Annotated in this window: 23 protein-coding genes; 11 read left to right on the top strand and 12 right to left on the bottom strand. The window is 62.9% G+C overall.

What is annotated here, in order from left to right:
• Nucleotides 1-74 precede the first annotated feature (74 nt).
• Nucleotides 75-236 (bottom strand): hypothetical protein, encoded by a 162-nt coding sequence (locus ABID37_RS24990; protein ID WP_354199688.1) that lies wholly within the window; start codon nt 234-236, stop codon nt 75-77.
• Between the two features lie 30 nt (nt 237-266).
• Here ABID37_RS24990 and ABID37_RS24985 point away from each other — a divergent pair, with 30 nt between their 5' ends.
• From ABID37_RS24985 to ABID37_RS24975, 3 genes are all read left to right on the top strand, one after another.
• Complete coding sequence (locus tag ABID37_RS24985; protein WP_354199687.1) at nt 267-2948, top strand: phosphoenolpyruvate carboxylase; 2682 nt, start codon at nt 267-269, stop codon at nt 2946-2948.
• Between the two features lie 41 nt (nt 2949-2989).
• The gene (gene glyA / locus ABID37_RS24980) at nt 2990-4300 is read left to right on the top strand and encodes a serine hydroxymethyltransferase (RefSeq protein WP_354199686.1); all 1311 of its coding nucleotides are present in this window, start codon (nt 2990-2992) and stop codon (nt 4298-4300) included.
• A gap of 77 nt (nt 4301-4377) precedes the next feature.
• On the top strand, nt 4378-4902 hold the full coding sequence (locus ABID37_RS24975; protein WP_354199685.1) for a UCP036055 family protein: 525 nt from the start codon (nt 4378-4380) through the stop codon (nt 4900-4902).
• A gap of 51 nt (nt 4903-4953) precedes the next feature.
• On the opposite strand, the gene ABID37_RS24970 is transcribed toward ABID37_RS24975, so the two are convergent.
• Nucleotides 4954-6030: a substrate-binding domain-containing protein gene (locus ABID37_RS24970; RefSeq protein WP_354199684.1), complete on the bottom strand. Its 1077-nt coding sequence runs from the start codon at nt 6028-6030 to the stop codon at nt 4954-4956.
• Nucleotides 6031-6217: 187 nt separating this feature from the next.
• Here ABID37_RS24970 and ABID37_RS24965 point away from each other — a divergent pair, with 187 nt between their 5' ends.
• Nucleotides 6218-7672: an aldehyde dehydrogenase family protein gene (locus ABID37_RS24965; protein ID WP_435521636.1), complete on the top strand. Its 1455-nt coding sequence runs from the start codon at nt 6218-6220 to the stop codon at nt 7670-7672.
• 106 nt (nt 7673-7778) lie between these two features.
• Nucleotides 7779-8747, top strand: a complete 969-nt coding sequence (locus tag ABID37_RS24960) for a methionyl-tRNA formyltransferase (protein WP_354199682.1) — start codon at nt 7779-7781, stop codon at nt 8745-8747.
• A 145-nt stretch (nt 8748-8892) separates the two neighbouring features.
• On the opposite strand, the gene ABID37_RS24955 is transcribed toward ABID37_RS24960, so the two are convergent.
• The 6 genes from ABID37_RS24955 to ABID37_RS24930 form a co-directional block, all read right to left on the bottom strand.
• Entirely contained in the window at nt 8893-9147 is a 255-nt protein-coding gene (locus ABID37_RS24955) for a hypothetical protein (RefSeq protein WP_354199681.1), read from the bottom strand.
• A gap of 7 nt (nt 9148-9154) precedes the next feature.
• Entirely contained in the window at nt 9155-9853 is a 699-nt protein-coding gene (locus ABID37_RS24950; protein ID WP_354199680.1) for a hypothetical protein, read from the bottom strand.
• A 118-nt stretch (nt 9854-9971) separates the two neighbouring features.
• Nucleotides 9972-11369 (bottom strand): APC family permease, encoded by a 1398-nt coding sequence (locus ABID37_RS24945; RefSeq protein WP_354199679.1) that lies wholly within the window; start codon nt 11367-11369, stop codon nt 9972-9974.
• A 12-nt stretch (nt 11370-11381) separates the two neighbouring features.
• On the bottom strand, nt 11382-11549 hold the full coding sequence (locus ABID37_RS24940) for a hypothetical protein (protein WP_354199678.1): 168 nt from the start codon (nt 11547-11549) through the stop codon (nt 11382-11384).
• A gap of 9 nt (nt 11550-11558) precedes the next feature.
• The gene (locus ABID37_RS24935; protein WP_354199677.1) at nt 11559-11939 is read right to left on the bottom strand and encodes a hypothetical protein; all 381 of its coding nucleotides are present in this window, start codon (nt 11937-11939) and stop codon (nt 11559-11561) included.
• A gap of 2 nt (nt 11940-11941) precedes the next feature.
• Nucleotides 11942-12259 carry a hypothetical protein gene (locus ABID37_RS24930; protein WP_354199676.1) on the bottom strand — a complete coding sequence of 106 codons (318 nt, stop codon included), beginning with the start codon at nt 12257-12259 and terminating at the stop codon, nt 11942-11944.
• A gap of 334 nt (nt 12260-12593) precedes the next feature.
• On the opposite strand from ABID37_RS24930, the gene ABID37_RS24925 reads away from it, so the two are divergent.
• The 4 genes from ABID37_RS24925 to ABID37_RS24910 all read left to right on the top strand — a co-directional run bounded on the left by ABID37_RS24925 (nt 12594) and on the right by ABID37_RS24910 (nt 15232).
• The gene (locus ABID37_RS24925) at nt 12594-13043 is read left to right on the top strand and encodes a universal stress protein (RefSeq protein WP_354199675.1); all 450 of its coding nucleotides are present in this window, start codon (nt 12594-12596) and stop codon (nt 13041-13043) included.
• A gap of 72 nt (nt 13044-13115) precedes the next feature.
• Nucleotides 13116-14771 carry an FAD-binding dehydrogenase gene (locus ABID37_RS24920; protein ID WP_354199674.1) on the top strand — a complete coding sequence of 552 codons (1656 nt, stop codon included), beginning with the start codon at nt 13116-13118 and terminating at the stop codon, nt 14769-14771.
• A 34-nt stretch (nt 14772-14805) separates the two neighbouring features.
• Nucleotides 14806-14967 carry a hypothetical protein gene (locus ABID37_RS24915; protein WP_354199673.1) on the top strand — a complete coding sequence of 54 codons (162 nt, stop codon included), beginning with the start codon at nt 14806-14808 and terminating at the stop codon, nt 14965-14967.
• Nucleotides 14968-15073: 106 nt separating this feature from the next.
• Nucleotides 15074-15232: a hypothetical protein gene (locus ABID37_RS24910; RefSeq protein ID WP_354199672.1), complete on the top strand. Its 159-nt coding sequence runs from the start codon at nt 15074-15076 to the stop codon at nt 15230-15232.
• A gap of 156 nt (nt 15233-15388) precedes the next feature.
• Here the strand turns inward: ABID37_RS24910 and ABID37_RS24905 are convergent, their stop codons facing one another.
• The 3 genes from ABID37_RS24905 to ABID37_RS24895 all read right to left on the bottom strand — a co-directional run bounded on the left by ABID37_RS24905 (nt 15389) and on the right by ABID37_RS24895 (nt 19453).
• Entirely contained in the window at nt 15389-17374 is a 1986-nt protein-coding gene (locus tag ABID37_RS24905) for an ABC transporter permease (RefSeq protein WP_354199671.1), read from the bottom strand.
• On the bottom strand, nt 17371-18399 hold the full coding sequence (locus ABID37_RS24900) for a quaternary amine ABC transporter ATP-binding protein (RefSeq protein WP_354199670.1): 1029 nt from the start codon (nt 18397-18399) through the stop codon (nt 17371-17373). Before ABID37_RS24900 ends, ABID37_RS24905 begins: the two co-directional genes overlap by 4 nt.
• Nucleotides 18400-18499: 100 nt before the next feature.
• Complete coding sequence (locus ABID37_RS24895) at nt 18500-19453, bottom strand: ABC transporter substrate-binding protein (RefSeq protein ID WP_354199669.1); 954 nt, start codon at nt 19451-19453, stop codon at nt 18500-18502.
• 188 nt (nt 19454-19641) lie between these two features.
• Between ABID37_RS24895 and torR the strand changes: the two genes are divergently transcribed.
• Nucleotides 19642-20373, top strand: a complete 732-nt coding sequence (gene torR, locus ABID37_RS24890; protein ID WP_354199668.1) for a two-component system response regulator TorR — start codon at nt 19642-19644, stop codon at nt 20371-20373.
• A 3-nt stretch (nt 20374-20376) separates the two neighbouring features.
• Here torR and torS read toward each other — a convergent pair whose 3' ends face one another.
• Nucleotides 20377-23298 carry a TMAO reductase system sensor histidine kinase/response regulator TorS gene (gene torS, locus ABID37_RS24885; RefSeq protein ID WP_354199667.1) on the bottom strand — a complete coding sequence of 974 codons (2922 nt, stop codon included), beginning with the start codon at nt 23296-23298 and terminating at the stop codon, nt 20377-20379.
• A gap of 53 nt (nt 23299-23351) precedes the next feature.
• Here torS and torT point away from each other — a divergent pair, with 53 nt between their 5' ends.
• Nucleotides 23352-24428: a TMAO reductase system periplasmic protein TorT gene (gene torT / locus ABID37_RS24880; RefSeq protein ID WP_354199666.1), complete on the top strand. Its 1077-nt coding sequence runs from the start codon at nt 23352-23354 to the stop codon at nt 24426-24428.
• The last annotated feature ends 231 nt before the right edge of the window (nt 24429-24659 follow it).

Raw genomic sequence — 24659 nt, 5'->3', positions numbered from 1 at the left:
GGCTTTGCCCCTCGGCAGGGGCAAAGGCTGCTTACGGATACGCGAACGCGCTTTTCCACCTACCCGCCAGCCGATCAAACCACCACCCGAAGGATCGGGATTTTTACCCGTCCGGGCGTTTCGATTTGCGGGAAAAAGAGCTTTGCTCGGTCCTTGAGGAACATAAGCCGCAACAGGCCCGCTTCGGCGAAAGCCAGCGTCGTCGGTTCATCTCTGTGACGAGCCAGGACGATCAAGCGGAGCTGCGGCGGGAGGAACGGTGTCACTTGGACCAGGGAAAACCTCTAACCCAGCATGAGGATGCCAGGAGCCTGCTGTTCAGGCAGCTCGTGTCGGTGGTCAAGGAGCGCGAGCCCACCGTGGCGCAGGTGCTGATTGGCCGCACTGCCCTCGACGAGCTGGCGTCCCACGAACGCATCCCTGCCTTGCAGGCGACCGGCATCTGGTTCCAGCTTGTCGCCATCGCCAACGAGCTGCTGGCCATGCGAGCCCGCCGGGAGGCGGAAAAGCTTGGCGGCGCGGACGATGTGGTGGGCTCTTTCGCCAACGTGATCGGCGAGATTGCAGCCGCCGGCTATCCGGCCGAACGGGTCCAGGAGGCGCTCGACAGCCTCCTTGTCGGTCCGACCATGACGGCCCATCCGACCGAGGCCAAACGTGTCACTGTGCTGGAAATCCACCGGCGCATCTACCGCAAGCTCACCGAGTTGGAACAGCACAGATGGGCACCGCGTGAACGCGCACAGCACATCGACGATCTCAGGGGCGAGATCGAGCTGCTGTGGATGTCGGGAGAACTGCGGCTCGAACGGCCTTCGGTCGAGCATGAGATCGCCTGGGGACTGCACTTCTTCCGCGAAGTGATCTTCGAGGCGACACACAAGCTCTATGAAACCGTCGAGGAAGCACTCGCGCACCACTATCCGGAACACGTCTTCCCCGTTCCCTCCTTCATGCGCTATGCGTCATGGATCGGTGGCGACCGTGACGGCCATCCGGACGTGACGGCAAAGATCACCGCTCACGCGCTGGCGGAATGTCGGCGTGCCGCCCTCAACTGGTATGTCTCCCAGGTCCGCAGGCTGGTTGCGGTGCTGAGCGTCAGCGCCCGGGTGGTGGATATTCCGGATGAATTTCGCGCCGCCCTCTCCGCGGTTCTGGAACACAGCGGCGATGCCGAGAGGATTGCGGCGCGCAACCCCGACGAGCCGTTCCGCCAGTTTTGCGCGGCCATGCTGGAGCGGCTTCTGGCGACCCGGGGCGACGGGACGGGCACGGCCTATCCGCGCGCCGAGGCGTTCGCGTCGGACTTGCACAGCCTCCAGCACGCATTGGCCAGGGTGGGTGGCAGGAAGGCGGCACGTCGCTTCGTGCGGCCTCTGCTGCGGCAGGTCGAGACTTTCGGCTTCCGCACGGTGTCCCTCGACATCCGGCAGAATTCGACGGTCGTCAATCGGGTTCTCGCCGAGATCTTCAGCTTCACGGACAAGGCCGGCGCGCCCGAGCCCGGTGGGCCGCGGTGGAGCGAACGCATCCGCTCGGCGCTCAACAGCGGAGAGCGCCTCGATCTCGACAGGGCATGCCTGTCACCGGAAGCACGCGAGATGCTCGACCTTTTCGATGTCATCCGCGATGCGCGCGCAGGCCTCAACGGCGGAGCGGTCGGTGCCTTCATCCTGAGCATGACGCGTTCGTGCGAGGATCTTCTGGCCGTCTATCTGCTGGCGCAATATTGCGGGCTGGCGACAGCTCCGGACGGCAGCGGCACCATAGCCCTCAAGGTCGTCCCTCTGTTCGAAACCATCGCCGACCTGCGCGCGGCGCCGGATATTCTCGACCGGCTGCTCAGCGTGTCGATCGTCAGCCGGTCGGTGCGCGATCTCGGCAACTGCCAGGAGGTGATGCTGGGATATTCGGATTCCAACAAGGATGGCGGCTTCCTGGCGTCCAACTGGGAACTGAGCAAGGCCCAGAGGCGGATCGCCGATCTGGGCACCCGGCGCAAGGTCAGGATCAGTTTCTTCCATGGCCGGGGCGGATCGGTCAGCCGGGGCGGCGCCCCGACAGGCCGGGCCGTCGCCGCGCAGCCGGCCGGCACGGTCGGCGGCGTCATGCGGGTGACCGAGCAAGGCGAGGTCGTCTCGTCGAAATTCGCCAATCGCGGAACCGGCCTCTACCAGCTCGAAATCCTTGCCGCCAGCGTCTTCGCCCACAGCGTGAAGTCCCGCGACGAAGAGGAATTGAAGGCCGTTCCCGAATACACCGAGGCGCTTGAGGCGCTGACGGGCATGTCGCAGGCCTCCTATGCCGGCCTCGTCGGCGAGCCGGGCTTCATCGACTATTTCAACCAGGCGAGCCCGGTCGAGGAACTGGCCCTGCTCAAGATCGGCTCGCGGCCGGCGCGGCGCTTCGGCGCGCGCGATCTTTCCGATCTGCGCGCCATTCCGTGGGTCTTCGCATGGAGCCAGAACCGTCATCTGCTGACCGGTTGGTATGGGATAGGCAGCGCGCTCAACTCCTTCGTGACGGTGCGCGGCGACAACGGTCTGGAGCTTCTTCAACAGATGTTCGAGCGCTTCCGTTTCTTCCGGTTGGTCGTCGATGAAGTCGACAAGGTCCTCTACCAGGCCGACATGGAAATCGCCCGGCTCTATGCCGAACTCGTGCAGGACGATGACGTCGCCAGGCGCATCTACGACAAGATCGCCGCCGAATTCGCGCTGACCTGCCGGATGATCAGCCAGGTGAATGGCGGCAAGCTGCTGCCGGAACGGTTCCCCGCCTTCAAGCGGGATTTCGACCGCGTCAGGCCGCAGATGGACAGCATTCACCGTCTCCAGGTGCAGCTCCTGCGCGAGGTCCGCGAAGGCAACGCCCCGAAACGGTCGGTCAATTCGCTGCTCTTGTCCATCAATTGCATATCGGCCGGTCTCGGATGGACCGGCTGACAACATTTGCCAACCGTCAGGTGACGCAAGGGAGGGTTTCCATGAACGTCAATATTCCCAACAGGCCGGGCACCGGCAAAACCAACTGCTTCTTCGGCGCCGGTGTCGCTGAAGCCGATCCGGCGGTGAACGGATCGATACAGCGCGAGCTTGGACGCCAGCGCGAGGAGATCGAGCTGATCGCCTCGGAAAACATCGTCTCCAAGGCAGTACTGGAGGCACAGGGCTCGGTGCTCACCAACAAATATGCAGAAGGGTATCCGGGGCGTCGCTACTATGGCGGCTGCGCCTATGTGGACGAGGTGGAGGAACTGGCGCGCGAGCGCGCCAAGTCGCTGTTCGACTGCACCTATGCCAATGTCCAGCCCAACTCCGGCAGCCAGGCCAACCAGTCGGTGTTCCTGGCCCTGATGAGCCCCGGCGATACTTTCCTTGGCCTCAACCTTGCCGCCGGCGGGCATCTTACCCATGGCGCGAAGGCAAATATGTCCGGTAAATGGTTCAACGCCGTTTCCTACAGCGTGCGGCCGGACGACCATCGCATCGACCTCGACGAAGTGCGCGACCTTGCCCTCAAGCATCGCCCCAAGGTCATCCTGGCCGGCGGGTCGGCCTATCCGCGGGTGATAGACTTCAAGGCATTCCGCGAGATCAGCGACGAGGTCGGCGCCAAGCTCTTCGTCGACATGGCCCACTTCGCCGGTCTGGTCGCGGGCGGCATCCATCCCAATCCGCTCGCGCATGCCCATGTCGTCACCACCACCACCCACAAGACGTTGCGCGGACCGCGCGGCGGCATGGTGCTTTCGAACGACGAGGAGATCGGCCGCAAGATCGATTCGGCCGTCTTTCCCGGTCTTCAGGGCGGGCCGCTGATGCATGTCATAGCCGCGAAGGCCGTGGCCTTCGGCGAGGCGCTGACGCCCGCGTTCAAAGGTTATGCGGCGACCGTGGTGGCCAATGCGAAGGCGCTTGCGGAGACGCTGGCGGATGGCGGCGTGGACATCGTGTCCGGCGGCACCGACACCCACCTGATGCTGGTGGACCTGCGCCGCAAGAACCTGACCGGCAAGGCCGTGGAAGCCGCGCTCGGCCGCGCCCATATCACCTGCAACAAGAACGGCATCCCCTTCGATCCGCAGGGACCCACCGTCACATCCGGCGTCAGGCTCGGCACGCCCGCATGCACCACGCGCGGCTTCGACGTGGCAGACTTCCGCGAGGTCGGTCGCATGACCATGCGCGTGATCGACGGGCTGGCTTCGAATGGCGAAGAGGGCAATGCCGCAGTCGAAGCGGAGGTCCGTGAGGAAGCGCAGGCCCTGGTCCGTAGATTCCCGATCTATGACTGAAGCGGCTGCTGCCTTTCAGGTATCAGCGGCGCGCTGGAGCGCCGCCAGATCCAGTCTCTTCACCAAAAGAGGTCTACATGTCCGCATATCATGTCTACGAGAATGCACCGCTTGGCAGCCTGATCCGCTTCTCCGACGGCACGCCCAAGCCTTCGGATGAGGTCGCGAGCGAATTCAAGACGTGGCGAAAGCGGAACGGCACCGGGCTTCTGGCAAAGAGAGAACCTTCACCCGAACTGCGAAGCTGGGCGCCGCCGGCTTCCATCACACTGCGTACCCTTGATCTCGATGGACCTGGTACCGGCGACAGCGGATTGCTGACCTTTTCGGTGGACAGCGACCTGCGCTTCGAGATTGTCGAGCGTCCTAAATCCGGGACGTTTCGCGTGCTGCGCGGCTCCGACAGCGAGGTCGAGCTGCTCGATATCGCAAGCGATCTCGCCGAGGCGGAACGGTATCTGTCCGCCTATCCTCCTGCCGAACTGCTTATCGAGGAGGCCACTGCCGACGAACGCGCGGCGGACGAGGTCGAAGGCCGGTCGGCGTCGATGCGCGCGGCCGTCGCGCGCCACCGGGCGGAGCGGCCGCGGGCGGTGGACTGATCCGTGTATGCGCCCGGGAATGCCGCATCTCGCAGCGGCTCCATCGAGCCGCTATTGCGTTTGCCGGAACACCTCGCTGATGGTCTTGATGGCTCCCGCCTCTTTCACCTGATAGCCGGGTAACTGGTTTATGGCGGCATGGAACTCGTGGCCACGCATGACCGACAATACCCGCTGCACAGCCTCCAGTTCGAGGATTTCCTTGCGGCAGACGAAGACATAGTCTTCCGTCAGCAGGCGCACGAAATCGAGATCGAACTGGCGGGCAGCGGCCTCGACACCGAAGGCCACATCCGCGAAACCGCTGGCGACATAGGCAGCGACGGCGGCATGCGTGAATTCGGAATGCTCGTAGCCGTTGATGCGGCTGCCGTCGATGCGATGACGGGCCAGCAACTGCTCGAAGAGAAGCCGCGTGCCGGAGTCCGGATCACGATTGACGAAGCGGATCTGCGGGTCGAGCAGCCGTTCCACCGCCGAGATGCCGAGCGGGTTGCCGCGCCGAACCATAAGGCCCATCTCGCGCGTGACGAACGAAATGACTCGGTGCGTCCTGGGGTTCAACCAGCCCTTGCCCGCAGCGATCGCACGCTTGCGCAACTCGCCCTGGGGCAGGTGCATGCCGGCCAGATCGCAACCGTCGTGCCCCAGCGAGACGAGCGAGCTTTGGTTGCTGACATAGCGGAAATCGACGTCGATGTCGGGCTCGCGGGCGAGCAGTTCCCGCAACTTCGGCACGGCGAAGCCGTGGCTGGCATGCACGCGCAGCACCAGCGGACCGTGCGCGAGCATCTGGTTGATCTCGGTTTCCAGTTCCTGCGACAGGTTCTGCAACAAGGGCCTCAGCCTCGCTTCCAGCCTCTGGCCCGCCCAGACCAGCGTTTCACCGAACGGAGTGAGTCTGGTGCCCCTGCCCTGCCGGCGCACGACGATCGGCATGTTGAAGAAATCGGACCATTTCTCGATCAGATTCCATGCATGGCGATAGGAAACGCCTGCCCGCTCGGCGGCAGCGGTGATCTTTCCGGTCGTGCGTATCTCCGCCAGGAAATCGAGCAGGATCTCGAGGGACTGATCATCCTCGCGACGCCGAAAGCGCCAGACGGGCTCGATCTGAATCTGGATCATGTTTCCTCCTAAGGCATGATAAGCCATAAATTGGAACTTCAGATCATATTTTACCCTTTCATATTAGGAAATAAATTTCATATTCACGAAACTAAATTCACCGGATACCCTGCTATTATCATAGTCTTCATAGACTTCGGTAGTAGCTAATATATGAACTAAGTTTCATATTATGGGAGATTCGAACTTGCTGAATCGAGTTACCGACGACACACACAAGCTGCTGATAGACGGGCTCCGCGTCGCGGCTGTCTCCGGGCGCAGCTTCGAGACCCTGAACCCCGCCACGGGCGAGATCCTGGCCCGGGTTGCCGAGGCGGACGCAGCCGATGTCGATGCGGCGGTCCGGTCGGCTCGCGCCGCCTTCGAGGGCGCATGGGGTCACATGAAGGCCAGTGAGCGCGGCGCGCTGCTGCTCAGGCTGGCGGACCTGATCCGTCGCGATGAGGACGAGCTGGTGCGGCTGGAAAGTCTGGATTCGGGCAAGCCCGTCTCGGCTATCCGCCGTCAGGACCTGCCGGCCGTGATCGACACGCTCACCTATTACGCCGGCATGGCCGACAAGATAAACGGCCAGGTCATTCCCGCCCGCCCCGATGCGCTCACTTACACTGTGCGCGAGCCGCTGGGCGTGGTCGGGGCCATCATTCCCTGGAACTTCCCGCTGATGATCGGCATGTGGAAGATCGCGCCGGCGCTGGCCTGCGGCTGCACTGTGGTGCTGAAGCCGGCAGAGATCACCCCCCTCACCGCGCTCAGGATCGGCGAGCTGGCATTGGAGGCCGGGTTCCCGGCCGGCGTGCTCAACGTGGTGCCGGGCTTCGGCAAGGTCGCCGGGCAGGCGCTCGTCGATCATCCGGACGTGGACAAGGTGACCTTCACCGGCTCGCCGGTGGTCGGACGCCAGATCCTGCATGGCGCGGCCGGGAACCTCAAGCGCGTGACGCTGGAACTGGGCGGCAAATCCGCCAACATCATCTTCCCCGACGCCGATATCGATGCGGCGGTGAAGGCCGCCGGCGCGGGCATCTTCTTCAACACCGGACAGGTCTGCTCGGCCGGTTCGCGCATCCTGGTGCATCACAGCATCCATGACGAGGTGGTGGAGCGGCTGGCCGCGCGTGCGCAGTCGACCCGCATCGGCGATCCGCTGGAGAGCTCGACGGGCATGGGGCCACTGGTATCGGAAGTGCAGATGAAGCGCGTCCTCGACTATATCCAGGTCGGTCGCAAGGAGGGCGCCACGCTGGTCACCGGCGGTTCGCGGCGCGGCGACACCGGCTATTTCGTCGAGCCTACGGTCTTCGCCGGCGTGCGTCACGAAATGCGCATCTCCCAGGAGGAGATTTTCGGTCCGGTCGCAGCGGTCATCCCCTTCCAGGACGATGAGGATGCTCTGCGCATTGCGAACGGCACCGTCTACAGCCTGGCCGCGGGTGTATGGACCGGCGATATCGGCCGGGCCCACCGCTTCACCCGCAGGCTGAAAGCAGGCACGGTCTGGGTCAACACCTACGGACCCACCGATATCCGCCTGCCATGGGGTGGAGCGCGCGACTCCGGTTTTGGCCGCGAGCATGGCGACGCGGCCATCGAGAACTTCACCGAACCCAAGGTCGTCTGGATCAATACGGGCCGCTAGCCCGCACCACCCACCCGCCAGCCATTGCCGACAGGTCTGCCGCCCCGGCGCGCAGCCATCGGCGATGCACGGCCGGTCTTTGTCCAAAACCGAGGAGGAAGAAAGCATGCGCATTGCAATTATCGGCCAGCAGGCCTTTGGAAAGAGTGTCCTGGAAGCCTTTCTGGCACGGGGGGACGAAGTGGCGGGCGTGTTCTGCGCGCCCGAAAAGCCCGGCGCGCGCCCCGATCCGCTGCGTGTGGCCGCCGAAGAGCTGGGGTTAAGGCTGTTTCAGCTTCCCAACCTGAAGAGCCTCGCGGCGGAAGGCGCGCTGCGCGCGCTCGATGTCGATCTCGCCGTCATGGCCTATGTGCTGCAGTTCGCACCGCAATCCTTCGTCAACATCCCCAGGCATGGCACCATCCAGTACCATCCGTCGCTGCTGCCGAAGTACCGCGGACCGAGTTCCATCAACTGGCCGATCATCAAGGGCGACACCGAGACAGGGCTCACCATCTTCCGGCCGACGGACGGATTGGACGAAGGCCCGGTGATCCTGCAGAAGCGCGTCACCATCGACACCGAAGACACGCTGGGCAGCATCTATTTCGACGGGTTGTTTCCGCTGGGTGTCGAGGCGATGCTGGAGGCCGCTGATCTCGTCGTCGCCGGACGTCACACCGAGACCGTGCAGGACGAGGACGAAGCCTCCTACGAGGGCTGGTGCCGCGATGCCGAAGCGCAGATCAACTGGAATGCGCATATCGACATGATCCACAACCTCATCCGCGGTTGCGATCCTGCTCCGGGCGCATGGACGACCGTGCTCGGCGCCAAGGTGAGGCTGTTCGATGCGAAAAAGCAGCCCGTCCGCCGCTTCGGCGATGTGCAGGGCAAGCCGGGCGAGATCGTGGAGGTCGCAGAGCAGACAATTGCCGTATCGGTCCAGGGCGGAACGATCGAGATCGCCAAGGTCCGCACTGAGTCCGGGCAGAAGCTTTCGGCGGCTGCGTTCGTGAAATTGCATGGCCTTTCGATTGGCGATCGGCTGGAGTCTCAGGCGGAAACCGACCTTGCGGCGGCAGCGGGTCAATGACCTTCCGGACTGCCCCTCTCCTGCCGAGCGATCGAGGCATCGTGAACGGCAGACGGCAGGCGCACGACTTCTCGCGCGACTGCCGCTTATCCTTGAACACCAGACTGTCAGGCTCCCGGCGGTTTCGCGAGAGCGGCTTCGTTATTCACGTTGCACGGGCTTTCAACGCAGCCCGCCGATATGCGTCGGGAATAGATAGCGCCCAGATAAACAGGCCACCGGCGTGGCGCCCGATAAACGACTGATCGGGCGTGGTCGTCACGTAACTTAGGACTGAAAACAATACGACGAAAAGCACGAAAACGAGTCCGCGGGTTGCCTCTCGTATGGCCACATGGCCGGCCCCCGGCAGGAGGATTGCGAGCACCAGGACGATCCAGGGACGAGACAGCTTCGACATTGCAACCTCAGGCCACCGCTGAGACGGCAGCGCTTCGCTCCCCAGGCAAAACCTGGCGCAAGATCTCGGCGTCCGCAATCGCTGCCTTTACCTGTTCCGGCGAAATGGCGCCTATCGGAAACCGAGTCTGTCTCAATATCAGATGCGACCCGCGATCACCTTGCGCGGCCTGCCGGGTCAATCTTACAACACGTGGTGTTATCGCCGCCTCCTTCACAGTGGGATCTGAGAACAGGCTCCGAAACAACGCCGACACGCATTCGATCTGTGCGGCAGTCGCTTTGCCGTCCCCACGCACCAGCAACGGCACATCTGCCTGAGGCGGGTCGATCCACTGCGGCAATTCATGGACGATCGAATAGAATTCGGCCCCCGTCGGCCGTGCCAGCGCGCCGATCGACGGTCGCCGCTGGATGTCGGTTTCCGCAAGGGTGACCTGCAGCCAAAGTTGCGGAAGCCGGCGAAAGACCAGGGTGTCGGGAATCAGTTCGATCTTCACCGAACGTTGATCCGGCAGCTTGCCGACCAAGACCGGAAAGGCATCGCGGCCAAGCCTTATGTTCACGTCGCTGAACAGTACGGTTAGTGAATCCAGCAGGCCACTGCGCTCCGCAAGAGCCATGCGGTGATCTCTCAGAGCGCGCATGGACAGCCATCCCAGCGAAACGGCTGCAAAGGCCATGAAGGCGAGATTGATAACCGTCAACGACGTGCCTTCTCGTGAACCAAAACTCCCAACAGCTTAGTCCAATACTGGCAGCAATTGGGACTGCAACATTCAGGCATAAGGCGCGTAGCGGCGGACTGCCGCCGCTACGCTTAATTCAATACCCCAGCGGTTTCGGCCACGGCATGGTGAACTGGTCACCGCGCCGCACGAACTGATAGCGCCTGTAGTGGAACCACAGCGATGCAATGATGTAGAAGCACATCATCGCGATAAGCTGGGTGCCATACCCCAGGAACACCGCGAAGAATGCCGTCGAGCACAATATGAGCAGGATGATCGTCGGCAGCGGGTGGAACGGGTGCACATAGCCTCGCTTGATCGTGTCGAGCGGCCATTTGCGACGGAACATCACCATGTTGAAGGTCATGAACGTATAGCCGAGAAGGCCCGACAGGATCGAGAACGTCACCACCTGGTCGAGCGGCGCACCCAAAGCAAAGATCAGGGCGATAGGAACCAGGAACACGATCGAGCGATAAGGCGTGCGGTAGACAGGATGGACGGCACCGAACCAGCTCGGCAGGTACCGGTCACGGCCCATGGAGAACCACGCCCGCGAGGCATCATTGATGCAGCCATTGGCGGATGCCAGCGTCGCAAACATTGTACCGATGAACAACAACACCATCAGCCAGGTGCTGCCGGTAACACGCGCCGCATCGAAAAGCGGCGTTCCCGCCTGACCGAGATATTCCCACGGAATCAGGCCCGAGCACATGTACCACGTCATGGTTGCAGCAATCAGCAGCGTCATGATCCCGGCCATGGTTCCATAGGGCAGCGAGCGGGCCGGCGATCGGACCTCTTCTGCCGCCTGACAGGTGCCTTCAATGCCAAGGTAGTACCACAGGCCGAAATGCAGGGCGGCGACGATACCCACCCACCCATAAGGCAGGGGTTCCTCGGTAACGGCGGAGAAGTCGAGCGGGACCGCGGAAACGCCAAACTGAATCGCCAGGAACAGCACGACAATTGCGGTGAACGCGATGGCCACGATCGCCAGGTTGAACGTCAGCGTTGCCAGCACGCCGCGATAGTTGAGCCAGGCCAGGAACATGATGGCCAGCACGATGAACGGCTGCTGGTTGAGTCCGGTATGGCCGAGCATGCCTGCCACGGAATCGAGAAGGAAGCCGACGGTAATGGCGTTGGCCGCCTCCAGCATGGTGTAGGCCATGACTAGATAGAGACCGACATTGAAGGCCATAAGCGGACCGACGATGTGCTTGGCCTGCGCATATTGACCGCCTGCGGCTGCGACGGTGGATGTCACTTCCGAATCGATCATGGCCACGCAAGTGTAGAGCAGACCTGCCACCCAGCAGGCAACCAGGCCGGCAATCATGCCGCCTTTGCCGACCGAGAAATTCCAGCCCATATATTCGCCGACGAGAACGATGCCGACACCAAGCGCCCAGACATGCGCCGGACCGAGCACGCGCAACAGTTGAAGCCGTTCCGGCTCACCGGCGTTGGTCGAAACATTTGACATGTGAGCCGCCCCCTAGATCGTGTGACGCTCTTGCGTGGCCTCGATCTCGCCTTCGCGAGAGGAGGTCAGCAGCGCGTTGTCATAGGTCGTGTCTATGCGGACGAGGTCCAGGAGAAGCAGGGCGCCGAACATGATCGAGAGTGCCCAGGCGAGATATTCCAGAATGTTCCATACATCCATGGTCGCCTCCTAGCGCTTGTTCGCAAAACGTTCGGCTATTACCTCGCGGTACTCCTTGTCGGAGAGCCTGACTATAAGAACGAAGTAGCCGATGACGAAGACGGCCATGATGATGAGCGCCGTCCAGCTGAAGCTGTAGTCGAACCGCGCGGTGATGATGTCATTTGCCGCGGCGGGATCGGTAAATCCCAACGCAGCCCATTGTCTCTGTTCGCTTGCGTTTTGCCCAAGGGCTTCCCAGGTGGGGTCGGCTATCGGGTTGGGCGTCTTCGTTGCCCCGGCAAGCCCCATGTAGAGCGGGATATAGAGCGCGCCCACCGTCAGTATGAGCAAGGTTACGACGTCGATGATCTGCGCTACCAGACCCTGTTCCTTCGGTTGATACGCCATCGTCACCTCCGCCGCTGACGCATCTCGTCGAGATGCTTGAGATCGAGGCCATAAATGAAATGCCTGTCCTCATCGTAGTGGCGCAACATGGCCAGGACGGCTGCGGAATTGAGGGCAAGGACGAAGCTGCCGGCAGTCACCAGTATGACCTGGATGGCGGGAACCGAAATGTAGGACCAAATGCTGATTATCGTGAACAGAAGGGTGCACCAGAGGACCAGCACAAACGCGATAAGTCCGGCACGATCGCGCGCATGCATTCTGCTGATGCGCTGTTCTAGCTCACTATCTGTGTTGAAGTGTATGCTGACCGCTTCCATTGGTTCCTCCCATATGAAGTGCGTCAAGCAGTGACTTGCATGGGCAGAAATGATGTTGCCCTCCAGGAATATTTAATGGTAGGATTTTTCTGTCAAGTGAAACTTTTTTAAACAGTGGAAAAATTGAAGCCTTGCGTGTTGGAGGGAGAACCTGGCTGACGGACGCACCATTCGATCCACACGATCGGCATCATGTTGCCTTGGATCAATGGCCGTTCATGAAAAACTATCTTCTCCACCTGGGCTGAATGCGATGCAGGATTAGGACCGGGAGAGCCTTCGTCACAGGATACCGCTCCTGGCCAAGGCCGAACAATCACAACGGAGATAGCAGGTGTACAACAACATTCTTATTGCAACGGACGGTTCAATTATATCCCACAAGGGTGTTGATCATGGATTGGCATTAGCCAAGGCACTTTCATGCAACGCCACGGTGGTCATCGTTACGAAGCCTTTCCCGATGGAGGGTGTAATTGACGTTACGGGCTGGGTTTCGGGTGAGAACGATCAAATCCGGTATGACGCCAGTCAAAAGGAGTTCGCCGATACGGTGTTGGGAGATGCCCGGAAAGCGGCTGAAAAGCTGGGAGTCGAAGCGAAATACAAGCAGGTTTCGGACCACTCCCCGGCTGAAGGTATTCTTGCGACCGCCAAGAGCCAGGGTTGCGACCTGATCGTCATGGCTTCGCATGGACGGCGGGGGATCGGGCGACTGCTTTTGGGAAGCCAGACGGCAGAGGTCGTACATCACTCAACCGTGCCCGTGCTGGTTGTTCGGTAGGAAAGTTCTGCTCCAGGCTGTTGAAATAACCCACCGGCGAGATACAAATCCGTGGTCCACGGAGGGCAGTTGGTGGAACATTGGGACGCCATTGTTGTCGGGGGAGGATTGGCCGGCCTCGTTGCCGCCGCGGAGCTGGGCGACGCCGGCAGGAAAACGCTTATCGTCGAGCAGGAAGGCGGCGACTGGCTCGGCGGCCAGGCTTACTGGTCGCTCGGCGGTCTGTTCATGGTCGACACGCCCGAGCAGCGCCGTCTGGGGATCAGGGACAGCCGCGCGCTTGCCTGGCAGGACTGGCAAGGTTCGGCACAGTTCGACCGGCCCGAGGACCACTGGCCGCGCAAGGTGGCGGAAGCCTATGTCGATTTCGCCGCCGGCGAGATGCGCGCGTGGCTGTACGGCATGGGCATGCGGTGGTGGCCGGTTGTGGGCTGGGCCGAGCGCGGAGGCGCTCTGGCGCATGGCCACGGCAATTCCGTGCCGCGTTTCCACCTGACCTGGGGCACCGGCCCCGGCGTGGTCGCGGTGTTCGAACGGCGGGTGCGCGAACATGTCGCCAAGGGCCTCACCACGCTGAAATTCCGTCATCAGGTCTCGCGGCTCGTCAAGACCGGGGGAGCAATCACGGGCGTGGCCGGCGAGGTGCTGGAGCCGGCCGATGTGGCCCGCGGCCAGCAGTCGGGCCGCAATGTGGTCGGCGAATTCGAGTTCGCCGCCGCGAACGTCATCGTCACTTCGGGCGGCATCGGCGGCAATCACGATCTGGTTCGCGAAATGTGGCCGACGGATCGGCTGGGCCTTGCCCCCAAATCGATGGTGGCGGGCGTACCGCATCATGTCGACGGGCGCATGCTCGCCATAGCCGAGAAAGCGGGGGCCGCCACCATCAACAAGGACAGGATGTGGCACTATGTCGAGGGCATCCGCAACTGGAACCCGATCTGGCCGAACCATGGCATCCGCATCCTGTCGGCGCCCTCCCCTATGTGGTTCGACGCCCTGGGCGAACGGCTGGAAGCACCTTTCTTCCCCTCCTATGATTCACTCGGAACGCTGCGGCGCATCCTTTCCACCGGCCATGACTACTCCTGGTTCGTGCTGACATCGAAAATGGCGGCGAAGGAGTTCGTGCTGTCGGGTTCGGAACAGAACCTCGACTTCACCGGCAAGGACTGGCGCGCGGTGCTGAAGAACCGGCGCGGCGGCAAGGCTCCGCCTTCGGTGCGCGCCTTCCTCGACCACGGCGAGGATTTCATCCGGCGCGATACCCTTCGTGACCTGGTTGCGGCAATGAACGAGCTTTCGGGTGACGGTCTTCTCGACCATGACCGTTTGCGCTGGCAGATCGAGGCGCGTGACCGCGAGGTGGAGGCATCCTATTCCAAGGACGCGCAGATCGCCGGCATTCGCAACGCGCGTCGCTATCTGGGCGACAAGATCTTCCGCGTGACCAAGCCGCACAAGATCCTCGATGCTCGGAACGGCCCGCTGATTGCGGTGCGGCTGCATATACTGACCCGCAAGACGCTGGGCGGGCTGCACACGAATGTCGATGCGCAGGTGCTCGACAGCAAGGGCGAGCCCATGCCGGGCCTCTATGCGGCAGGTGAAGTCGCCGGCGGCGGCGGTGGCGGTTATCACGGCTACAACGCGCTGGAAGGCACGTTCCTCGGCGGTTGCATCTTTTCAGGCCGCAATGCCGGCCGCCGCGCGGCGGGCCGGAAATGATCCGAACTCGGTCAGCCGGGAAAGGGAGTACAGAATGGCTACCCGGCTGAAGATGGCCCCTCAGCCCTGGAGGGAGGAACTAGATGCCGCCCTGGCCGAACTCGACGGCCTCAAATCGGCGCGCACGGGCAACGAGGAGCGTATCAGGCTGCTGAACAGGATCGCCGACGATACGCTGGAGATTGCCGAAGCCTGAACCAGGACCGCCGCGCGCAAGAAAGGTGAGGCAAAGCGTTCCTGAAGAATGTCGCCACACATTGTAGGACGTGCAAAGCGGCATCGGCGACGTTCACAACACGCTCATGTTCGACAAGCCAGAGCGGACTGTTCTGGAACAGCCTTTCCGCATGTTCCCGAAGCCCGCATGGTTCATCATCAACCGCAAGGCAATCGAGATTGGGTGCCTGCTGACGAACTTCCTGCACAGCCCATCCTTCGGCAAACTGCCACGCATCGTCTAGAATGCGTGCGCGGCTGATCAGATCAGGTGCAGTCGCGTCGACCGCCTGCCAGTCGGAATCGCCGTCGCCAACCTGACATCACCCTCGTCAGTAATGATTTTGCCGTGATTGGGCATCCATACCCGCATGGGTGCCCTCCTGAAAGTTCACGGTTCGCTAAAGCCCCAGCCGTTGCCTCCTTTTCGTCGACCAGGCCGTAATCAGCTGGTCGACCGTCAACCCCATGAAGGCCACACAGAGGCCAAGCACCAAACCCTTGCCCGCATCGTTGAAGGTCAGGGCACGGAAAATCTCCTGGCCGATGTCCTTGGTGCCGATGAAGGCCGCGATGATGACCATGAACAGCGCGAACATGATCGTCTGGTTGATGCCGAGCATGATCTCGGGGAAGGCCAGCGGCATGCAGATGTTCCACAAAAGCTGCCGCTGCGTGCAGCCCGAGGTGAGGCCGGCTTCGACGATCTCCTGGGGTACATTGCGCAGGCCGAAAATGGTGTAACGCACGATCGGGATCATCGCGTAGATGATGATCGCCGAGATCGCTGCGACGTCGCCGACCTTGAACAGCATGATCACCGGGATCAGGTAGATGAAGGACGGGAAGGTCTGGAAGGTGTCGCACACAAGCTTGGCGATACCGGTGCGGCGCTCGCTGCGCGAAGCCCAGATGCCGATCGGCAGGCCAATGGCGATGCAGATCAGCACGGCGACCGTCACCATGTAGGCTGTGATCAGCGACCGCTCCCAGTAGCCGGCGAAGGCGATGAACAGCACGAAGCCGGTAACGATCAGCGCCAGGCGCAGCCCGCCGAGCGTCCAGCCGGCGGCCGCGACCAGCGCTACCATCGCCGTCCACGGGATGCTCTGGAACAGGTCGCGAATGGGGATCAGCACATAGAGCAGCATGGCGTTACGGAGATATTGCAGCGGGTCGTAGAGCGTGACCGTGACCCAGTCGACAAGCGCGTCCCAGAAAGGCGCTGTGCTCAGGGCGAGTTCCGCCGGCCAGGCCCGGGCGTTGGGCGTGACAGCCGCCAGGAGCAGCGAGCCCAGCACAACCGCCACCGCGGCTGCGAGGAACGGGAAGCGCTGCAGCCAGGTGGCATCGGGCAAAACATGCGAGGGCTGTTTGTAGGCAGCGGCACGGCTCAGCTGATCGAGCGTGATGGCCATGAGGACGATGGCGACGCCGCTCTCCAGCGCCTGGCCGATCTTCAGGGCCTGGAGCCTGAACAAGAGATCGTGGCCGAGGCCGCGCGCGCCGACGAAGGACGCGATGACCACCATCGCCAGGCACTGCATGATGACCTGGTTGACGCCGACCAAAAGGGACTGGCGGGCGGAGGGGATTTCGACCATCCACAAGATCTGGAAGCGGGTGCAGCCGGCCATCTTGCCCGCTTCGCGCACTTCCTCGGCGACGCCTTTGAGGCCGAGGATGGTGAGCCGGGCCATCGGCGGGATGGCGAAGATGACGGTGGCGATGGCACCCGCCTTGTGGCCGACGCCTATGAACACGGCGATCGGGATCAGGTAGGAAAAATGCGGCAATGACTGCAGCACATTGAGCAACGGCACGATGAGCGCTTCGAACCATTGCTTCTTCACTGCGAGGATACCCATGCCGAAACCGATGAGACCGGCGATGGGAGCTGCGACCAGCACCACCGACAAGGTGATCATCGACAGGTCCCACTTGCCGAAGATCGCCATGTAGGCGACGCAACCGGCCGACAGCAGACCGAGCCGCCAATCCCGGAGATACCAGCCGAACACGCCTGCCAGCCCTGCAATCATGACCCACGGCATGGCCGCGAGCCCGACCCCGGGAAAGCCCGACACCAGCAGCCCTTCGACGAAAGCCAGCGGCCAGGTGATCAGCTCGGCTGCGCCGCGCGTAAGGTCGCGGAACGAAAACGGCCCGAAGATCGCGTCGTCGCGCAGATGCTCGATCAGCGTATTGACCCAGCCGACGAAGGGGATCGTCCAGTTCCTGGGCACCTGCGCCGCCCAGTCGGGAAGCAGGGACGCGGCAAACAAGAGCATAAGGAAGGGCAGCAGCACCAGGAGAGGTTTCGTCATCGAGCTCACGGACCTCTGCTCTTCCATCTCGGCGGGGCGGGTCAGCGTCGCGGCTGTCATGAGCGCTGTTCCTTGCCGTAGAGCGCATTGATCAGGCTGCTGCGGCTCAGCGTGCCGACCAGCGCTCCGCCATCGTCGACGACGTCGACAGGCTGTTCCGACGACAGCACCTGACGGGCGACGCTGGCCAGCAGCGCCTGCGCTTGGACGGCCGTCGCTTCAGGCGAGCGGGAGGATGCGGGCGCCATGACTGAGCGCACCGACAGCAGACGGTCGTGGGAGACGTTGCGGGTGAACTCGCCGACATAGGGCGTGGCCGGACGGGTCACCAGCTCCTCTGCAGTGCCAAGCTGTTCGACGACGCCATCCTTCATGATGGCAATGCGATCGGCAACGCGGATCGCTTCGTCGAAATCGTGGGTGATAAAGACAATGGTCTTGTTGAGAACCTGCTGCAGGCGCAGGAACTCGTCCTGCATCTCGCGGCGAATGAGCGGATCGAGCGCCGAAAACGGCTCGTCGAGGAACCAGACGTCGGGGCCGACAGCGAGCGAACGGGCGATGCCGACACGCTGCTGCTGGCCGCCGGAAAGCTCGCGCGGATAGTAGCTCTCGCGGCCCTTGAGCCCCACCAGCTCGATCACCTCACGGGCGCGGGCCTCGCGTTTCTGGCGATCCGTACCGCGCACCTGGAGGGGAAAGGCGACATTGTCGAGAACGGTGCGATGCGGCAGCAGGGCGAAATGCTGGAAGACCATGCCCATCTTGTGGCGCCTGATGTCGATCAGCTCGCGCTCGGTGGCCGCAAGGATGTTACGGCCCTCGAACATCACCTCGCCCGAAGTCGGTTCGACAAGACGGGCAAGACAGCGCAGCAGGGTCGACTTGCCCGACCCTGACAGCCCCATGACGACGAGGATTTCACCCGGCATCACCTCGAAAGAGACGTCGCGGACGGCGGAAACGTAACCTTCGGCCCTGATGGTTTCGATCGAGAGATCGCCGGCATGGCGGCGCAGGAACCCGGCCGGATCGGAGCCGTAGAGCTTCCACAGGTTGCGGCATGCGATTTTCGCTTCGGACATGTCGGGCTGCCTCTCGCCAGGGGGCCGATGGGTGCACGTGGAGAGGTGGCGTCCGCTGTGCGGGCGCCACGACACCGGAACAGGACCTTGGATGCTGGAACTAGCTGGCGTTGTTCAGCCAGGCCTTCCAGCGCGCCTCGTTGTCGGCCAGCCACTTGTCGGCGGCCTGTTCCGGCTCCATGTTGTCGATGTCGGCCAGCTTGGCCTGCACGGCGATGTCCATGTTGGAGAAGTTGACCTTCTGCAGGATCGCGTAGGCCTTGGGCCACTTGGCGGGGAATTCCTTCCAGGCCGCTATCTTCAGGTAGCCGTCCTTAGGGTTGCCGCAGTCATAGGAAAGCTCCTTGTTAGAGCCCCATGACGGATCGTCCTTGCACTTGGGATCGAAGGCAGGGAATTCGACGAACTTGCCGTCATAAAGCGCCTCGACGAAATTCGGCGTCCAGTTGAACAGGACAAGCGGCTCCTTGCGCTTGACGGCGGAATCGAGCTCCGCCCAGAGCGCCGCCGCCGAACCGGCATTCACGACCTCGAAGTTCATGCCAAGTGCCTCGACGCGCTCGGCATCGTGCTTCAACCAGTCGACCGGTCCACCGAGAAAGCGGCCCCTGGGAGCGGTTTCGGCCGTCGCAAACTTGTCGGCGCAGGCGTTGAGCGCTTCCCAGGCCGGCAAGCCGGGGCAAGCCTCCTCGACATAGGTCGGGTACCACCATTCCTCGCGCGTCTTGGCATCATGGGTGGCGGCATCGATGGCGCAGCCCTCATCGACCACCTTCTGGAAGGCGACGCCGAAGGCCCCCTCCCAAACCTCATGGACCAGGCTGACGTCCCCTTCGCAGAGGGCGGTGTAGACCACCTGGCTGTCGGCCGAGACATACTCGACCTTGGCTCCACCCTTCTCCAGCAGCTTACCGACGATATGGGCGCCGACGATCTGGCTTGACCAGTTATGGGTCGGGATCTTGATGACGTCGGTGGAATCCTGGGCGAATGCAGTACCGGTCGCGAAAGCCATGACCGTGGCCATAGTTGCGGACTTCGTGAAATTCGTCATTGAACCTCCCTTTCCTTTGTGTTGCGATTGTTCCCATGGAAGGCGGAGTGCCGGCCTCTGCGGGCCGGTTCATTTCCGCTCCATTACCGCAAAGATAGCGGCGAGAAGTGAACCGGTGTCGCCCGGGGTGTAAAAGTCGTAGGCCGACTTGTGAAATGATGTTAACGGACTTGGGAGGGTAGGATGGCATGCGGGTCCAGCATCACATCGTGATCGTCGAGGACGACCCGGTCACACGGGCCAAGCTCGCCAGCTATTTCCTAGCCGAGGGCTACAAGGTCAGCGAGGCGGGTGACGGCGAGCAGATGCGCGCCATCATGAGCAGGTACCCGGCCGATCTCCTGATGATTGACATCAACCTGCCCGGCGAGGACGGCCTCAAGCTCACCCGCGAACAACGCGAACGCTCCGATGTCGGCATCATCCTGGTCACCGGCCGTTCCGACACCATCGACCGCATCGTCGGCCTCGAGATCGGCGCCGACGATTACGTCACCAAACCCGTCGAACATCGCGAACTTCTTGCCCGCGTAAAGGGGCTGCTGCGCCGCGTCGGCAAGAACAGGTTGCCGCAGGCGGCCTCGGCGACACGGCAGTTCCACGGCTGGACGCTGGAGGTGCCAAGGCGGACGCTGCAGGCCGCCGACGGCACCTTCGTCGAACTGACCGGCGCCGAGTTCAAGCTGCTCGCAGTGCTGACCGCCAACCCCGGCCAGGTGCTGTCGCGCGAGCGCCTGCTGCACGAGATATCAAGGCGCGAATGGGATGCCAGCGATCGCACGGTCGACGTCCTGGTCCGGCGTCTCAGACGGAAGTTGCAGGACAATCCGAGGGCCCCGCGCATCATCGTCACCTCGCACGGCGAGGGCTATTTCTTCGCCCCCGACGCTGCGCAACATGCCTTTGCTAGCGCCAACTGATCTTCAGGCAGGGTGTGCCGGATCGGCAGCCTCGTCGAGCATCGCCTCCCATTGCCGGGAACCGTCGGCATAGGCCTTCTCGCAAGCCTTGACCATGGCACCGAGTTTGGCGGCCGGCGACTGCGCGGCAGCCGCCTCGAGCGCTTCCGCTTCTTCCAGCAGGCGTGGGAAGCCGATGGAGCCGGCCGTGCTGCGTGTGGCATGGGCGAGATCGCGCAAGATCTCGCGATCACCTGCCGCCAGCGCCTCCCGCATCGACTTGAAGCGCCTTGGCAAGTTGTCACGGGCAATACGGTGCAGGTGCCTCACGGTTTCCGGGCCGAGCGCATCCATGTCGGCCCGGCAGGCGACGATGTCTATGGCGGCGGCAACCGGCTTGGCCGGTGCAGTCATAAGGCCCAGCGATGCGACCGCATCGAGCAGTTGCTCGTGTACGATGGGCTTGGCCACGAATGCGTCCACACCGGCGTCAAGATAGCGCTCGATGTCGGTCCTGAAGACATGGGCCGACATCGCGACGACCGGCAGATCCGGAGCGGAAAGCTTGGACCTCAGGCGACTCATGGTCTCGATACCGTCGATGCCGGGCAGGCTGACATCCATGACAACGACATCCGGCCTGAAGTCGTCGATCGCCTCGAGCGCGAGATAGCCGGAATTCACGGCTCTCACGCGATGGCCAGCCCGTTCCAGCACTTCCGTCGCCACCATGCGCGTGGCGTCGTCGTCCTCGACTACCAGGATGGCCTGTGCGGCACCTGAAGGCCGGCGGGCACGGCGTTGCCCTGACGCCGACAACGTGCCGGCAGCCACCTTCTGCAGCGGAATTTCCAGCCTGAACGTGCTCCCCTTCCCCGGCTGCGATGCGACCGTGAGCTCGGCATCCACAAGCCGGGCGAACTCGCGGCTGATCGCAAGCCCGAGCCCGCTGCCGCCGAAGCGGCGGGTGATCGACGCATCCATCTGGGTGAAGGGCTGAAAGACGTCGTCCTGGCGCTCGGGCGCGATGCCGATGCCGCTGTCGGAAACGGCAAGGTGAACGGTCTGGCTCTGCTTGCGATTGGCCGCCACCATGACCTCGACCAGCACATGACCATGCTCGGTGAACTTGATGGCGTTGCTGACGAGATTGAACAGGATCTGGCGTATCTTGCCGGCGTCGGCATTGAAGGCGCGTGCCAGCTTGCGATCGACCACCAGCCTGAGATCCAGTCCCTTCTCCGCCGCCATCGGCCGCATGAACATGACCACGCCCCTCACCAGCTTGGCTAGGTCGAAGTCGATCTTGTCGATGACGACATTGCCGGTCTCCACCTTCGAATAGTCGAGGATGGCGTTGAGGATGCCCAGCAGAGCCTCACCGGAGCTTGCCGCGACCGTAAGGTGCTCGCGCTGCTTCGGTCCAAGCTTGCTGTCCGCGAGAAGACGTATCATGCCCAGCATGCCGGTCATCGGCGTGCGGATTTCGTGGCTCATCGTAGCAAGGAAGGCAGACTTGGCGCTGCTCGCCTGCTCGGCGCGGGCACGCGCCTCATCATGCTCGACCGCCTCCTGCCGCAGGCGCTTGTTGGCCAGCCTGATCTGCTCGGTCTGCTCCTCGACGAGCTGCTGCAATTCCTCGCGGTGACGCCTCAATTCGTCGGTGATGCGCTCGCGTTCCTGCTCCAGTTCGAGCCGCCGGCGCGACTCGTCGCGGAACTGGTTGACGGCCACCGCCATGGTGCGCAACTCGTCGTCGCCATCGTCGGTGACGGTTACGTCGAGATCCCCCGCAGTTAGCCGCTGCATCGCCCGCGACAGCCCGCTGAGGCGACGGACGAGATTGCGCTCGACATAAAACCAGACGATGGCACCCGAAGCGAGGACGGCACCGAGCAACGTGGCCACCAGCACGACGACGCCGATACGCACGGCATTGTCGGCCCGCTCGGCCGTGGTTCGGGCAAATTCGTCGGAGCGGTCGAGGATGTTCCGCGCTACCTGGTTCTGCGTCACCGCGAGGTCGCGGTTGGCCTGGGCCATGGCGTCGAGGCTGCTGGCCAGATCGACGACATGCTGGCGACGGCCGAAGATCGAACCGGCGACGGGGACCTCGCCTGCGGCGGCCTCGATGGAAGCGAACAACTCGAGGCCCTGCTTGCGTCGCACTGGGTCGTCGATGCTGAGGATGCGTCGGCGGATCACCTTCACATGGTCCTGGAAGATGTTGCTGATCTCGTTGATCTCTGCCTTCGTTTCGGCGCGGCCGAGACGATTGGCCAGCAGGCTGATCTGGGCACTGCGGTGGCGCAGCTCGTACATGCGCTCCATCAGGTAGATGTCATGTTCGATCAGGCGATCGAGGGCGATATAGGCATCCTCGCGCCGCGCCGGATCGCCGATCAGCCCGTAGAGGTTGGCCGTCACCGCCGACGCACCTGCCGAGGCGTTGGAGATCAACGTTTCCGATAGCAGCAGGATCTGCTGCGCAGCAGCGGCGGCAGCGTCCGCACCGTCCCGATAAGCCTTGTCCTCGTCGAGGCGCTGCCGCACCAGCTCGTTGTTCTGCTTGAGGTTGGCCAGCATCTTCTCGACCGAGCCGGCGAAGGCCTCCACGAGCTTGGGGTCGATCGACAGGCGCCGGACCTCGGCGAGCGACTTGACTATTTCCTGCGACAGCGTCGTGAGCTTCGCCTGCTCGGCGAGGAGCTCCTCGCGCGATCTCACTGCCGCAAGCGCCGGAGCGGTGGCGATCAGCTTGGCACTGAGCTCCGCGGTGCGCTGGGTCACCGCCACCGCCGGCAAGGCCTGTGCATTCACCACAGCCTGCGCATCGGCGATGTTGCGCAGGATCAGCCAGCTAACCAGGCCGGATGTCAGGGACAGGCCAGTGATGCACAGGAAGGCGAGGAACAGCCTCCCACCGATGCCGAACCTATGAAGCATGGCTCATATAACCATGGTTTGCGCTGCCAACGTAAGCCGTCTAGCGTAAAGCAATGTACGTATCTGCCGGCCGCCAATGCCTGCGCCTGCTCGCGACCGCCCTCTTGGCGTGCGGCCTCGGGCATTTCGCCCTGGCTGCGGAAACGAGCTGGAAGCTCAACGCTTGGGATCCGCCGTTCGATTACACGCGGACTCCGACGACGATCGACTACCAGCCCGTCGCCAGGGCGGCGAAGCCGTGGCGCATCTGCGCCTCCTATCCGCATCTCAAGGATTCCTACTGGGTCAGCGTCAATTACGGCATGGTCGAGCAGGCACGTTCGTCCGGCGTCAAGCTGACGGTCGTCGAAGCGGGCGGCTATCCCAATCTCGACCGCCAGATCGAGCAGATCCGCACCTGCAGTGCCAATGCCGACGCTCTCATTGTCGGCACCGTATCCTATGAAGGGCTGACGCCGACCATCAGGGAAATCGCCGAGCGCATCCCGGTCATCGCCGCCATCAACGACATCGATGACGCCGGCATCTCCGCCAAGACCGGCGTCTCCTGGGAGGAGATGGGCCAGTCGATCGGCGCCTATCTCGCCCGCATGCATCCGGCCGGCACCATGCCCGTCAGCGTCGCCTGGTTCCCCGGACCAAAAGACGCAGGATGGGTCAAGTTCATCGAGACGGGCTTCCGGCGGGCGCTGGAACAGAGCTCGGCCGAGATATCGGCAGTAAAATGGGGAGACACCGGCGTCGAGATCCAGCTTCTGTTGATCGAGGAGGTGCTCGAGACCCAGCCCGACATCGACTACATCGTCGGCAGCGCTCCCACGGCCGATGCCGCGGTAAGCATCCTCAGGGCGCAGGGCCGCGCCAATCACGTCCAGGTGCTGGCCGACTACTTCACGCACGGCACGTTCCGCGAGATCAACCGCGGCAAGGTGGTTGCGGCACCAACGGATTCGCCGCCCCTGCAGGGCCGCATCGCCATCGACCAGGCGATCCGGGCGATCGAAGGCACGCTGCGCTACCGCCATGTCGGGCCGCCGGTCGCGATTGTCGACCGTGGCAATGTGCAATCGCTCGACCTCGAGCGCAGTCTCGCCCCGGCCTGGTTCAAGCCGACCTTCGAGGTCCAGTAGACTGTCACAATTTTTCACATCCGGTGCGGTGATTTTCACCTGTGTCGGCGGACTGGTTCACAGCAGGCTGCTAGCTTGGCGACCAGGTTTCAGTCGATTGCTGCGAGGAGGGCGGTGATGGCCATGACAGGTGCCCCTTATCCCGATGTGGTGCCTGGCCCACCTCGTGCGAGCGGGATTTTGCTTCCCGGCTCGCTCGCGCTGCCTGCAGGGATGGAGCGCTATGAGGTT

This window comes from Aquamicrobium terrae (assembly GCF_040545735.1).
Taxonomy (GTDB): domain Bacteria; phylum Pseudomonadota; class Alphaproteobacteria; order Rhizobiales; family Rhizobiaceae; genus Mesorhizobium; species Mesorhizobium terrae_A.
Note: the sequence above shows the minus strand (reverse complement) of the source record. Positions and strands in the feature narration are given on the sequence as shown.